Annotated in this window: 18 protein-coding genes; 10 read left to right on the forward strand and 8 right to left on the reverse strand. The window is 32.7% G+C overall.

Annotation, left to right across the window (positions count from 1 at the left end; genetic code table 11):
- Positions 1–32: 32 nt before the first annotated feature.
- Both rpsR and rpsF read right to left on the reverse strand, forming a co-directional pair.
- The gene (rpsR, locus tag L1276_RS04035) at positions 33–329 is read right to left on the reverse strand and encodes a 30S ribosomal protein S18 (protein WP_002987043.1); all 297 of its coding nucleotides are present in this window, start codon (positions 327–329) and stop codon (positions 33–35) included.
- Between the two features lie 5 nt (positions 330–334).
- Entirely contained in the window at positions 335–676 is a 342-nt protein-coding gene (rpsF, locus tag L1276_RS04040) for a 30S ribosomal protein S6 (protein ID WP_007810575.1), read from the reverse strand.
- A 177-nt stretch (positions 677–853) separates the two neighbouring features.
- On the opposite strand from rpsF, the gene L1276_RS04045 reads away from it, so the two are divergent.
- A complete protein-coding gene (locus L1276_RS04045) occupies positions 854–1549 on the forward strand; it encodes a LytTR family DNA-binding domain-containing protein (protein WP_071637338.1) in 696 nt (231 codons plus the stop codon).
- A gap of 2 nt (positions 1550–1551) precedes the next feature.
- Here the strand turns inward: L1276_RS04045 and priA are convergent, their stop codons facing one another.
- From priA to nadC, 5 genes are all read right to left on the reverse strand, one after another.
- Positions 1552–3999: a primosomal protein N' gene (gene priA, locus L1276_RS04050; protein ID WP_253785697.1), complete on the reverse strand. Its 2448-nt coding sequence runs from the start codon at positions 3997–3999 to the stop codon at positions 1552–1554.
- Positions 4000–4023: 24 nt separating this feature from the next.
- Complete coding sequence (gene bla-B1-FLAV, locus L1276_RS04055) at positions 4024–4770, reverse strand: subclass B1 metallo-beta-lactamase (protein WP_253785699.1); 747 nt, start codon at positions 4768–4770, stop codon at positions 4024–4026.
- A gap of 13 nt (positions 4771–4783) precedes the next feature.
- Positions 4784–5212: a DUF2147 domain-containing protein gene (locus L1276_RS04060; RefSeq protein WP_253785701.1), complete on the reverse strand. Its 429-nt coding sequence runs from the start codon at positions 5210–5212 to the stop codon at positions 4784–4786.
- A 1-nt stretch (position 5213) separates the two neighbouring features.
- Positions 5214–6137, reverse strand: coding sequence for a YihY/virulence factor BrkB family protein (locus L1276_RS04065; RefSeq protein ID WP_253785703.1), 924 nt, complete (start codon positions 6135–6137; stop codon positions 5214–5216).
- Between the two features lie 81 nt (positions 6138–6218).
- Positions 6219–7076, reverse strand: coding sequence for a carboxylating nicotinate-nucleotide diphosphorylase (nadC, locus tag L1276_RS04070; RefSeq protein WP_253785705.1), 858 nt, complete (start codon positions 7074–7076; stop codon positions 6219–6221).
- Between the two features lie 239 nt (positions 7077–7315).
- Here nadC and L1276_RS04075 point away from each other — a divergent pair, with 239 nt between their 5' ends.
- From L1276_RS04075 to rlmH, 9 genes are all read left to right on the forward strand, one after another.
- Positions 7316–8416, forward strand: coding sequence for a DNA alkylation repair protein (locus L1276_RS04075; protein WP_253785707.1), 1101 nt, complete (start codon positions 7316–7318; stop codon positions 8414–8416).
- A 96-nt stretch (positions 8417–8512) separates the two neighbouring features.
- Positions 8513–8719 (forward strand): hypothetical protein, encoded by a 207-nt coding sequence (locus tag L1276_RS04080; RefSeq protein ID WP_253785709.1) that lies wholly within the window; start codon positions 8513–8515, stop codon positions 8717–8719.
- Between the two features lie 28 nt (positions 8720–8747).
- A complete protein-coding gene (locus tag L1276_RS04085; RefSeq protein WP_253785711.1) occupies positions 8748–8984 on the forward strand; it encodes a hypothetical protein in 237 nt (78 codons plus the stop codon).
- A gap of 131 nt (positions 8985–9115) precedes the next feature.
- The gene (locus L1276_RS04090) at positions 9116–9997 is read left to right on the forward strand and encodes a pirin family protein (RefSeq protein ID WP_253785713.1); all 882 of its coding nucleotides are present in this window, start codon (positions 9116–9118) and stop codon (positions 9995–9997) included.
- Between the two features lie 2 nt (positions 9998–9999).
- Positions 10000–10395, forward strand: a complete 396-nt coding sequence (locus L1276_RS04095; RefSeq protein ID WP_253785714.1) for an OsmC family protein — start codon at positions 10000–10002, stop codon at positions 10393–10395.
- 5 nt (positions 10396–10400) lie between these two features.
- Positions 10401–10682 carry a GNAT family N-acetyltransferase gene (locus tag L1276_RS04100; protein WP_253785716.1) on the forward strand — a complete coding sequence of 94 codons (282 nt, stop codon included), beginning with the start codon at positions 10401–10403 and terminating at the stop codon, positions 10680–10682.
- Positions 10683–10908: 226 nt separating this feature from the next.
- Positions 10909–12321: an adenosine deaminase gene (locus tag L1276_RS04105; RefSeq protein WP_253785718.1), complete on the forward strand. Its 1413-nt coding sequence runs from the start codon at positions 10909–10911 to the stop codon at positions 12319–12321.
- A gap of 51 nt (positions 12322–12372) precedes the next feature.
- Entirely contained in the window at positions 12373–12675 is a 303-nt protein-coding gene (locus tag L1276_RS04110; protein WP_253785720.1) for an antibiotic biosynthesis monooxygenase, read from the forward strand.
- 149 nt (positions 12676–12824) lie between these two features.
- Positions 12825–13298: a 23S rRNA (pseudouridine(1915)-N(3))-methyltransferase RlmH gene (gene rlmH / locus L1276_RS04115; protein ID WP_253785722.1), complete on the forward strand. Its 474-nt coding sequence runs from the start codon at positions 12825–12827 to the stop codon at positions 13296–13298.
- Between the two features lie 36 nt (positions 13299–13334).
- On the opposite strand, the gene L1276_RS04120 is transcribed toward rlmH, so the two are convergent.
- Complete coding sequence (locus tag L1276_RS04120) at positions 13335–13970, reverse strand: hypothetical protein (protein WP_253785724.1); 636 nt, start codon at positions 13968–13970, stop codon at positions 13335–13337.
- Position 13971: the final 1 nt, after the last annotated feature.

The raw sequence follows: 13971 nt of genomic DNA on the forward strand, positions 1-13971 counted from the left end.
ATTTAACAGAAACCAGCGACTAGAGTTTTTAATTATTTTAATAAATCGGCCACGTATGGCATTAAAGCTAAGTGACGAGCTCTTTTTACAGCTACAGAAACTTTTCTTTGGTATTTTAATGAAGTTCCAGTTAAACGACGAGGAAGAATTTTTCCTTGCTCATTTACGAATTTCAATAAGAAATCAGCATCTTTGTAATCGATGTATTTGATTCCTGATTTTTTGAAACGGCAATACTTTTTAGTTTTGTTAGTTTCAATGTTTAAAGGCGTTAAATATCTGATATCTCCGTCTTTTTTTCCTTTTGCAGATTGCTCGATTGTAGACATAATAATTACGCTTTAGTAGATTTTAATTTAGCTCTTCTTCTTTCCGCCCATGAAATAGCATGTTTGTCTAAACTTACAGTTAAGAAACGCATAACTCTTTCGTCACGTCTGAATTCAGTTTCAAAAGCAATTAGAACTTCTCCAGCTACTTTGAATTCGAATAAATGGTAAAAACCACTTTTTTTGTTTTGGATTTCGTAAGCCATTTTTTTAAGACCCCAATCCTCTTTCGATACCATTTCAGCTCCTCTACTAGTAAGAAATTCTTCAAATTTCGTTACTGTTTCCTTCACCTGAACCTCAGATAAAACGGGATTTAAAATGAAAACAGTTTCATAATGATTCATAAATACAATATTTATTTGTTAAAATTGGGTGCAAAAGTAATCATTATATTTATATAAACAACACTTTTTTCCTTTTATTCGTCATAATGCAAAAAATATGCGCTCATTTTAGTTTTTTTTCCAAAAAAATAATACATTTACTACTGCTATCCTGAATTTATTCTAAATTTAAATGTTATGAAACTAAACTGTGTTGTTGTAGATGATAGTTCTATACAGAGGACAATTATTGCAAAATTAGTTAATAATCACCCAGGTTTGCACTTAATCGGGGATTTTTCTAATGCAATAGAAGCAAAAAGTTGTATCTCTTTAAATAATATCGACTTAATATTTCTTGATATAGAAATGCCTGTTATTAACGGCTTTGATTTTCTTGATGGTTTAAAATCTAAACCTCAAATTATATTTATCACTTCTAAAGCCGAATACGCTTTAAAAGCTTTTGATTATGATGCTACAGATTATTTGCAAAAACCAATCGCTGTAGACCGCTTCAATGCCTCTGTAAAAAGAGCAATTGATATGCACCTGCTTAAAAAAGAAGTTAAAGAAGAAGAAGGCGAACATATTTTCATTAAAAGCAACCTTAAAAAACTTAAAATATTCACAGCCAAAATAAAATGGATCGAGGCTTTTGGTGACTATGTAAGAGTGGTTACCGAAGATGACAGCAATTTGGTACTTTCTACAATGAAATCTTTTGAAAATGATTTATCAAAAGACAAATTCATTCGTGTACATAAATCATACATCATCAATATTGATAAAGTAGAGCGTTTTAACAGTAAATTTGCCGAAATTGGAATTACCAAAATTCCACTTAGCCGAAACAAAAAAGAAGATTTAGTAAAAGCATTGTCAACGTCGTAATTTTAATAAAAATCGACATTTACAACCACTTTTATAGCTCTGTATTGAGCAACTGCCTCGAAACTATTCAACATTTTCTGAATAGTTTTTTTTGTATTTCCTAAATGCAGGTTCTGCGGAATCTTAATCAATATCGTTCTGATATACTCATTTCTAATTCTGCTGATCGCAGGTTCTTCCGGCCCCAAAACCGGCATATTCAGGTTTTGACTTAAAACCTGATACAGCCACATTGAACCTTCTTTTAATTTTTCAAATTCACGATGCTTAATCGTCAGCTTTATAATTCTAAAATAAGGCGGATATTTATAAATCAGCCTATCATACAATTGCTCCTTGTACATACCTATATAATTATGGTTTGTAACCTGCTGAATTGTATTATGATTGGGGTTATAAGTCTGAATCACGACTTTGCCCTGCTTTTCAGATCTTCCTGCTCTTCCCGCAACTTGTGTCATCATTTGAAAACTGCGTTCAAAAGCCCTAAAATCAGGATGATGCAGCATATTATCCGCATTCATGATTCCAACCAAACTTACATTATCAAAATCCAAACCTTTGGCCAGCATTTGGGTTCCAACCAAAATATCAATTTCTCTATTTTTAAAAGTATCAATAATCTTTTCAAAACCGAATTTTCCTCGAGTAGTATCCTGATCCATTCTTGCCGTTTTCGCTTTCGGGAAAAGTGATACCAATTCCTGTTCTATTTGTTCCGTTCCAAAACCTTTAGTTGTTAAATCAATACTGGAACAGCTGTGACAGTGCGTCGGCTTTGCAATGGCATATCCGCAATAATGACAGCGCAATTGATTTTTAAACTTATGAAAAGTCAAACTCACATCGCATTGCTGACAATGCGGTACATGACCGCAGGTGATACATTCTATTACAGGCGAATATCCCCGTCTGTTTTGAAACAAAATTACCTGTTCACCCAAAGACAAAGCTTCTGCAATCTCTTCAATTAAAACATCACTAAAATGCCCCGTCATTCTCTTTCTGAAATGTTTATCTTTCAAATCAACCAAAAAAACTTCGGGCATTCGAACATTTTTATAACGCTCTGTAAGTGTAACCAAACCGTATTTTTCACTTTGTGTATTAAAATAGGTTTCAATACTTGGTGTTGCAGATCCTAAAAGCACTTTAGCATTGTGGAAATTAGCCAATACAATAGCTGCATCCCTCGCATGGTATCTTGGCGCAGGATCAGTCTGTTTAAAAGTCTGCTCATGTTCTTCATCAACAATCAATAAACCAAGATCATTAAAAGGTAAAAACAATGCCGACCTCGCTCCTATCACAATTTGAGCTTTTTCTGAATTTTCTAGCGTTTGTTTCCAAACCTCAACTCTTTCATTATTACTGTATTTCGAATGAAAAACAGCAACCTTATCTCCAAAGTGAAGTCGTAATCTGGAAACTAATTGTGTGGTAAGTGCAATTTCAGGAAGCAGATATAGAACCTGTCTGCCCGTCTGCAGATATTCTTCAATTAATTTAATATAAATTTCTGTTTTCCCGCTTGAAGTAACGCCGTGAAGCAAGCAGACTTCTTTCTCAGAAAAACTTTCTTTTATTGATAAAAAAGCATTTTCCTGTGCTTCACTTAATTTTAACTCTTTTTCGGATTTTTCTCCCGTAAACGAAACGCGATCTTGCTGTAAAAGATATTCTTCAAAGATTTCATTCTTAACCAAAGTTTTAATGACAGCGGGAGTTGAACCCGAAACCTCAACTAATTTCTTAACCGTAATGGGCTTTTTTTCTGAAGCACTTATCTGAAAATAATTCAAAACAACTTCCCTTTGCTTATCATTTTTAAGAATATCCAACAAATTCCCTAAACCTTGATCCGTCTCGTATTTTGAATGTAATTTCACATACTTAACAAGCTTTGGTTTGTAGCTTTCTTTAATTTCTTCTTCTAAAACAATAATATCCCTCGCTATTAATTTTTGAAGAATTGGCAGAATATTTTTCCTGTTTAAAATCGAAGCAATCTCCTGAACTTTAAGTGAACTTTGATGCTGAAGTGCTTCATAAATTAAAAACTCATCATCAGAAAGTTCAGAATCGTTAACTACAACTTCTGGTTTATGCGATACAATAGTTTCACTTTCTAACAACAATCCGGTTGGGAAAGCACCGCGATATACGTCGCCAATGCCGCACATATAATAATTGGCCACCCAAAGCCAGTGCTTGATCTGAATTTCGGTTGCAATTGGTTTTTCATCTAGAATTTGATGAATTTCTTTGGCTTCATATAAGGTCGGAGCATTTTCATGTATATCTAAAACAAGCGCCGTATATATTTTGCTTTTACCAAAAGGCACCGCCACGCGCATTCCTTTTTTAATAAAATGGAACTCGGCCTCAGAAACACGATATGTAAAGGTTTTAGCTAAGGAAAGCGGTAAAATAACTTCGATAAAAAACATGTAGTATATAATGGGATTGCAAAGTTACTTTTTTCCTGTAGATTTTTGAGCCAAATATTCATCAACCAGTTTCAAAGTATGATTTAAAGATTCTATATTCTTCCAATCATCATGACCTGGAATAATATAAACGGGATTCTTAAATTTTGTTTGTACTTTTTTGATTGACTTTTTCCATTCTTTTACATCAGAATCTCCCAAATAACCAAGATCTACAGCATCGGCACTTTTTACAAAACAACCTCCATAAAGAACTTTTTCTTTACCAAACCAAGCCACAATATTATCTGGTGCGTGTCCTTTTCCTGGATAAAATACTTCAAAAGTATGCTTGCCCAGAGTGAAAGTCGTATCATTTGGAATTATAAATTCGGCTCTTTTTTCTTTATTCTTTTTCAGAATATCATCCGTTAGCTTAATTGTATACGTTTTGATTCCTTTTTTTCTGTAAAAATCTAAACCTCCTGCACGATCATCATGAGAATGTGTTGCAAAAAGCATAATAACATCTTTATGATGTTTTGCTTTTATAGTATCTAATAATGGCTGAAATTGTGTTTGATCCCACGGAGCATCAAACAGAACAACACCTTTATCTGTAACCAGATACATTGCATTAGCCGATATTAACGCTCCTTTGTAATCATGAAACGTTTTATAAACATAAAAGTCACCCGTAAGATGACTTATTTGTAATGGCGAATTCTTAGATTGTCCAAAACTATTTAAAGCTGTGAATAAGAATAAAATTATCGAAGCTAATTTTCGCATGTAATCTTTTGAATTAATTTTTCACTCTAGCCCAGTATTGCGTTCTTCCCATAATTGAGATGCCCACATAACCACGAAGTTTTAATTTATCTGCAGATTCTAATGAAATATAGCATTTGTATTTTTTACCACTTGTAGGGTCCAAAATTGTTCCTCCATTATATTCTGATCCATCTTTTTTTAATCCGTTTATAATAACCATTCCTAAAATAGGTTTGTTTTTATCTGCACCGTCGCATTTAGTACAAAGGTCTTTTTTATGACTCTCACGAAGGATTTCTACAACCTTGCCATATATTTTACCCGACTTTTCGTAAATCTCTACTACAGATTTAGCCTCGCCAGTTTCATCATCAATTGTTTTCCATTTTCCAATTACACCTTGGCTTTGCATGGTCAGGGCAAAGAAGAACACTCCGATAGTCAGCATCAAATTTTTCATATTATTTTTCTTTTTTTTGTTTTAATTTTCTGATAGAAGCATTCAATTCGAACCCTAAAAGCAGAATCATACAGTTTATCCAAATATAAAACATTAGAATTAATAATGTTCCAATTGATCCATAAAGTTCGTTATATTTTGAGAATTTTATAACCCAAATCCCAAAAAAGAACGAAGATATAACAATTAAGATCGTGGTAAAAACAGAACCTATGCTTATAAAAGGCACTTTATTGTACTGTTTTGTACCATAACGTAATAATATTGAAGATGTTATCAGAATCATCAGAACAACGAATAAATATCGTCCTAAAATAATTAGCGGAATACGATCGCTTAATACATCCTGAATAATTGTTTTTTGAATAAAAACCTCAAAAACAACAATTGTAGCTACTGTTACAAACAATATTACGGTCATAGTAAGTGAAATGGCAAGTGCTACTAAATACTGCCTAAAAAAACCTCGCTTGTCAAAAACGTGTTTAGATGATTCGAAACCGCTCAAGATTCCGTTAACACCATTTGCCATTAAAAAAATAGAAAGCAAAAATCCCGACGATAATAACCCAGAGTGACTATTATTTAAAATATCGCTGATAATTTTACTAATTGCATCATAAGTATTTGGTGGAACGCTTTGCTGTACAAACTGCAGAAAATCTTCCTGAAAATTATCTATTGGAATAAACGGAATTAAGTTTAAGATAAATAAAGCAAAAGGAAACAAAGCCATAAAAAAGCTAAAAGAAACGGCACTTGCATGGTAGGAAAATGCACCTTCAAGAATTCCTAAAGTGTACATTTCAAGTAAATCATACAAAGAAAATCCCTCTAACCAAGGGAGTTTTATCTTTTTTAAAAGCCGGGCCAGATTGCGTATTACGGGCAATTTCTCAATCCGGTCTTCTATCTCTTTCGACATATTTTTGATTTTAGATTTTAGAGTTTTGATTTTAGATTGAAAACCTAACTCATAACTTATAACTCAAAATTTTTAACTTTACTAAAAAGCTTTCAAGCTCAAATCCATGTTGTAAATAGAATGCGTTAAAGCACCAGATGAAATATAATTTACACCACAAAGAGCATATTCGCGGATCGTTTTTTCATTAATATTTCCTGAAGATTCTGTCTGGCATTTTGTACCAATTAAATTTACTGCCGTTTTTGTATCTTCGTAATTGAAATTGTCAATCAGGATTCTGTGAACTCCGTCACTCAGCAAAATTTCTCTAATCTCATCAAGGTTACGAGCCTCAACGATGATTTTTAAATCCAGGTTATTCTCTTTTAAATATTCTTTTGTTTTAGAAATCGCGCGTGTAATTCCGCCTGCAAAATCGATATGATTGTCTTTAAGCATCACCATATCATAAAGTGCAAAACGGTGATTTTCGCCTCCTCCTATTTTTACGGCCCATTTTTCGGCTGCTCTAAAGTTTGGAGTTGTTTTACGAGTATCTAAAATCTTAGCACCGGTTCCTTCCAAAAGTTCAACGTATTGATTTGTTTTGGTTGCAATAGCAGACATACGCTGCATAGTGTTTAAGACAACTCTTTCGGCCTTTAAGATAGATTGCGAACTTCCCGAAACTTCAAAAACAACTTCTCCATATTCTACATGCGTACCGTCTTCAATAAAAGTTTTTACTTTTAATTTAGGATCAACATGTTCAAATATCATTTTGGCAGCTTCAACACCGGCAATTATTCCCTGATCTTTTACTAATAATTTTGCCTGACCATGAGCAGTGTCAGGAATACAGGCTAGAGAACTGTAATCACCTGTACCAACATCTTCTCTGATGGCATTACTTATCAAAAGTTGTAATTCTGCTTGAAATTGAGCTTCGCTTATCATTTTTCTATTTTTAATAATATGCTAAATTAGGACTTATTTTATGGATTTAAAAGTTTCCTTTCTGCTAAAAGTTTCTTATCACCTTAAATTTATATTTAGCCGCAGATTAAAAGGATTAAAATGATTTCAAAAAAATATGTGCTAATCTGTGTAATCTGTGACTAATAATTTTTCCAATCAAAATGTACGTCAACAATTAAAAACATTAAATATCTTTGGGGTTCAATCAAGCAAAATTTATGGGATTAATTAAAGATATTTACTCCGTTTCTTTTTACGAAAAATTCAGTCAGGCTGCTGCCGAAGTACATCCGGCATTCAACAAACAAAAATTTATTGAAACAATTTACGAAGGTGATTTTGCTCAAAAAGAATGGAAAGAAAGAATGAAACATACCACAGTTGTATTTCATCAATTTATGCCTCAAAATTTTCCTGAAGCCGTTTCTCTAATTGACAAAATCATTAAAAATTTAAAGAAGAACAATTTTGCAGACAGTAATTTAGCTTTCATTTTCTTTGCCGATTATATTGAAATGTATGGTTTAGACGATTTTAAAACTTCGGCGAAAGCCTTTATATCTATAACGCAGTTTATAAGCTGTGAATTTGCCGTTCGTCCTTTTATTTTAAAATATAAAGAACAAATGATCGCCGAGATGACAAAATGGTCTTTGCACGAAAATCATCATGTGAGAAGATTAGCCAGTGAAGGTTCACGCCCGAGATTACCGTGGGCAATGGCCATTCCGTTTCTTAAAAAAGATCCTTCCTCTATTCTGCCTATTTTGGAAAATTTAAAAAATGATCCTTCAGAATATGTCCGCAGAAGCGTTGCCAATAACTTAAATGATATTGCAAAAGATAATTCGCAAATTGTGTTAGAAATCGCCAATAAATGGAAAGGACACAGCAAAGAAACAGACGGAATTATCAAACACGGCTGCCGAACTTTATTAAAACAAGGTCATCCTGAAATTTTAAGTCATTATGGTTTAGAAAGCACCAATATCGAGCTTTCTTTGTTTGAAATTAAAACTCCAATTGTAAAGATTGGTGATTATCTTCAGTTTCATTTTCACCTAAATAATAAAAATGAAGAACCAAAAACGATTCGTTTAGAATATGCTGTTCATTATAAAAAAGCAAAAGGACATTTGGCAAAAAAAGTTTTTAAAATCAGTGAGAAAGTTTATCAACCCAATCAATTAACTAAGATTGAAAGAAACCAATCTTTTAAATTGATCACAACGAGAGTTTTTCATACAGGAGCGCATCAGTTGTCGATCATTATAAACGGAACTGAGAGTGAAGTTTTAGAATTTGAGCTTACTCTTTAATCAATAATTAAATTGAAAATGAAAAAAAAGATAATAATAATTTCAATCCTAATAATTGTAACCTTTGTACTTTATAGGTCCTATAAGTACGATTTAATGGAATACATGAACTCAAGGCATATCATTAAGTGGGCTCCTAATGTAAAAATAAACTATAAAGATTTTGAAGGAAGCCCAAATGTTGATGATGGATATAACGTTCATTATTATCATGGAATGTATCTTAAAGCAAATGATCTTCAAGACGCTCATGCAGTAGCTTTTTTTAATAAAAAAACAATCTTGGATAAGAGATACTATTAATGTCAAGCCTGAGCAAAAAAAACTGCAAATGATTATATTTGATTTATATGAATACTACGCACGAAGAACTAACTTAAAGATAGATCAAATCAGAAATGATGATACCAAAGAGTTTAAGGATATTCAAATAATTTTCAATAATGAATACAATCAATTATTAGAAACTGAAAACCAAATGTTTAATGAAGATTCAAAACTGCAGGAAGAAATAAAATATTGGAGGCCAAAAATCGATTCATTGTTAAAAACAACAAGAATTAAATAACAGCCATTAAATCAGGTTTTTCCTTACTTTTATAATTCAAAAAAAAATCAAAATAAGTTTCTTAATCTAAATTAAGTTACAGACAATTACTATTGCCGTAATTTTGTTTTCAAATCAAATCAAAATACCACATGTCAAATATCAGTTTAATTATCGAAGAACGTGCTGCCAATATTGGCAACTTTATGGTAGGCCGTTTATTGCCTTTCCGTGAAAAAAGAGCTGTTGGACCATTTGTCTTTATCGATCATATGGGACCTGCACATTTAAGTGATCATGAAAATATGGATGTTCCGCCACATCCGCATATTGGACTTTCAACTCTTACTTTTTTGTTTGAAGGAAGCATTATGCACCGCGATAGTTTAGGAACAGAATTAGAAATAAAACCCGGCGCCGTAAACTGGATGACAGCCGGAAAAGGAATTGTTCACTCTGAAAGAACTCCTGAATATTTAAGACATTCAGACAAAATGCTTCACGGATTGCAGATTTGGGTGGCGCTTCCAAAAGAATTGGAGCAAATGGATCCGAATTTTACGCATGTTGAAGCGGATGATATTCCGGCTTGGGAAGAAGATGGTGTTTCATATAAATTAATTGCCGGCGAAGCATTTGGTAAAAAATCGCCTGTTCCTGTTTACAGTCCGTTATATTTTATTGAGATTAAAAGCAAAGAAGCTAAGAAAATCAATATTGGAAGCCATTTATTCGGCGAAAGCGGTTTGTATATTTTAGAAGGAAGTATCAAAAGCGGAGAACACGTTTACGATCCAAAACAAATTTTAATTACAAACGACAGCACGCTTTGTGAGTTTGAAATTGCCGAAAATTCTACGGTTTATATTTTTGGAGGACAGCCGTTTCCTGAAGAACATTTTATCTTTTGGAATTTTGTTTCGTCGGATAAAGAATTAATCGAAAAAGCTAAAAAAGACTGGACAGAACAAACTTTCCCAAAAGTTCCAGGCGAAACTGAATTTGTTCCATTACCTCAACCAAGAATTAAATAAATATGGATACAATCTCAGCAAAAATAGATACACGTTTGTATCGAACGGAAATAAAATCAGCCAGTGACAACATTCTAATTTCGGATGAACCACAGGAATTGGGCGGAAAAAATTTAGGTTTAAATCCGACCGAGCTTTTAGCAGCTTCATTGGCTTCATGTACTGTAATCACATTAAGAATGTACATCAATCGTAAACAATGGAACGTCGACGAAATAAATGTCAAAATTGATTTTGACAGAGATTCTGAGCGAAGTGTATCGGTATTTACGCGAAAAATCGAAGTAATCGGTGAAGTTGACGAAACGCAAAGACAGCGTTTAGAAACGATTGCTAACAGCTGCCCGATTCATAAAACATTGACACATTCAATAGAAATTAAAACCACACTAATATAATTATCATGGAAATTCAACAAATAAACGATACTAAAAAAGGCTATTTTGAAGCTGTAGAAAACGGAAAAGAAGCTGGAAAAATGACCTATACTTGGGCTGGAGATTCAAAATTTATAATTGACCATACCGAAGTAAGTCCCGATTTTAACGGAAAAGGGGTTGGTAAAAAATTGGTTTTGGCCTCGGTAGATTACGCAAGAGCTAACAATGTAAAAATTATTCCGCTTTGCCCTTTTGCAAAAAGTGTTTTTGATAAGGTTGAGGAAATACGTGATGTGCTTTCTTAAAGATTCTGAGTTGCTAAGGGACTAAGTTTTTTTAACCGCAAAGCTCGCAAAGAATTATGCAAAGTTCGCAAAGTTTTTTTGACAAAGCTTTGCGAACTTTTGCGTTTGTATTATGTTAAAGATAAAAAAAACCTTGCGCTCTTTGCGGTTAAAATCAACGTAAAGAAATTCAATTTTCAAATCTCTCCGAAAACTCGTATATTTGCATGTAATTTAAACTTAGAGTATGACAAGGATAATTACGCTTTTCTGTATTTTTATAGCACAAATCGGCTTTTCTCAATCGGCTGAAAGTTATTTAGAAAAAATCAGAAATAATGAAGCTCTCTTAACAGCTTTTTTTCAACAAATGCCTAAAGGAGGCGATTTACACCACCATTTTTCCGGATCCGTTTATGCAGAACCGCTTTTAGAAAGAGCTATTGCAGAAGATTTTTATTTGAATTTAGAAACTATGGCGGTTTCGAAAACCAAACCTGAAAAAGGAAACTGGGAAAGCTTTTCATCCCTTAAACAAAAAGGAAAACTAGATTATTACGAACAGCAAGTTATGCAGACTTGGTCTGTTAAGGATTATAACGGTTCTGTTCCTTCTGATGATCAATTTTTTGATTCTTTTCAAAAATTTGAGCCAACTATCAAGGGGCATTTTGCAGAAGGAATGCTCGAGTTAAAAAAGCGCGCCATTGCCGAAAATGTTACATATATCGAAACCCAATTATCTACAATTCCGTGTGATATGAATGTTTCCGATTTAAGTGATTTCAATACAAAATTACGTCAGGCAGCAACTCAAAAAGATGAAAGCGCCGTTTTAAAACTTTTAGACGAATTGTATAAATCACTTCAGAAAAAAGAGGCTAAAAAATATGCGGAAGATTTCAACAATAATTTTATAGCAAAACTTCACAAAGATTTAAAAATGGACGATGAACGCTTTACAATGCGTTATCAAAACTTTGTGCTGCGTTTTATGGAACCGGTTGATTTATTCAAAAATCTGGTTATTGCTTTTATTTCTTCTAAAGAAAGTAAACTGACTGCGGGTGTAAATATCGTTTCTCCAGAACATGGCGAAAATTCAATGAAAGATTATTGGCTGCACATGGTCATGTTTAAATACTGTCACGATAAATTTCCTGATGTAAAATACACACTTCATGCCGGCGAATTGACTTTAGGTTTAGTTCAGCCCGAAGACCTAACTTGGCATATTAACGACGCGATTTACATTGCTGGAGCTAACCGAATTGGTCACGGAGTTGATATTGCTTACGAAGCTAATTCATACGATTTGCTGAAGTATATGTCTAAAAATAATATTCCAATCGAAATCAATTTGGTGAGTAACGAATTCATTTTAAAAGTAAAAGAAAACAGACATCCCTTTACGCTCTACAAAGAATTTAATGTTCCAATTGTAATCAGTACAGACGACGCGGGAATTTTGAGAAGTAATATGACTGAACAATATGTTTTATTAGCTAAAAGATATCCGGATGTGAATTACGAAACGATCAAAAAATACGTTTACAACAGCATCAATTACAGTTTTATTCAAGATGAATCGGTTAAAAAACAATTGATTAAAGATCTTGATAATAGATTTAAAGTTTTTGAAGCTAAGTTTAACAACTAAACGAAACCCGACAGGTTTTAAAAACCTGTCGGGTTTAATAACAGGATAACTATGATATTAGAAGCCGCATTTCTTTACGTAAAACCAGAATTGGCCCATCAATTTGAAGCTGATTTTGCAAAAGCAAGCCAATATATTTCATCAATCAATGGTTATCAAGGACATCGATTAGAAAAATGTCTTGAAGTAGAAAATAAATATCTTTTATTGGTCGACTGGAATGCGCTTGAAGATCATACAATAGGTTTCAGAAATTCTGGCGCCTATTTAGAATGGAAGAAAATTTTACATCATTATTACGAACCGTTTCCTATTGTAGAGCATTTTGAAACGGTTTTTAAAAATAAAAAATAGTGTTTTATTTAGCCACAGATTTCACAGATTAAAAGGATTTTTTTTTTTTTAATTTAAACAATGTAATCTGTATTAATCTGTGAATCTGTGGCAAAAAAATAAAAATTCGTGCTAATTAGTGTAATTAGTGGTAAATAAAACTTACTTAAATGAATATCAAACTTATCGCCATAGGCAAAACAGATAACAAATCGCTTCAAACTTTGATTGACGATTATACCAAACGTTTGTCGTTTTATATCAAATTTGATTTGGAAATTATTCCAGACATCAAAAACGTAAAAAACTTATCTGAAAGCCAGCAAAAAGAAAAAGAAGGCGAATTGATTCTGGCAAAACTTTCGCCAACAGATCAATTGATTTTATTGGATGAAAATGGAAAAAACTTTTCCAGCGTTGGTTTTTCTGAAGAATTACAAAAGAAAATGAATTCCGGAATCAAAACTTTGGTTTTCGTTATCGGCGGTCCTTATGGATTTTCGGATACCGTTTACAGCAAAGCTCAGGGAAAAATTTCGCTTTCGCTGATGACTTTCTCACATCAAATGGTACGTTTATTTTTTATAGAACAATTATATCGAGGTTTTACGATTTTACGTAATGAACCTTATCATCACCAGTAAAATTTAGTGTTCAGTTCCTGTTTTTAGTGTTCAGTTTTAAAAGATGAATTCACTTGGAAGTTCATCATTGAAAGTATCTAACTCATGAACTAAAATTTTATTTTCAATATACTCTTTATAACTCATGTTCTGATCAAAAATGAAAATAATTTTCGGATTAATCGCAAAATCAATTTTATAAAGTTCTTTTAGAACGTCAGCTTTTTTAACTTCAAAATGGTTGTTAAGTAAAACTAAATCACTTCCTTTTTTGAATTCAAATATAAAACCTGCTTCATCCATTGGTTTTTTAGTTTTATAAAACACTTTCGTGAAAGGCAGAAAGGCTAAATTCTTCCCAATAGAATCTGCGTAAGAATAATAATTTTCGGCATTTTCATTTTTGTGGGCGCTGTCGGCTCTTTTCTTTTCCTGCATTTTGATAACCTGCGGCATTACCAATTTCAAAGGCAGACGTTTGTCGATATTAAAAATCCAATTGGTTGAAATTATGGCGCTTTTTCTATTTAAATCTGCTATTGTATCTTTTCCTTCGACTTTAAAAAAGATATAAATTGGCGAATGATCTTGTACGTCTTTTACAATTGAAACATTTGATTTTGGAAGTAAAACATCTTCTTTTTTTCCGCAAGAGAAAAATAACAGAGCGATAATTATAGTAATGTATTTCATA

This window comes from Flavobacterium sp. HSC-32F16, assembly GCF_024171645.1.
GTDB lineage: Bacteria > Bacteroidota > Bacteroidia > Flavobacteriales > Flavobacteriaceae > Flavobacterium.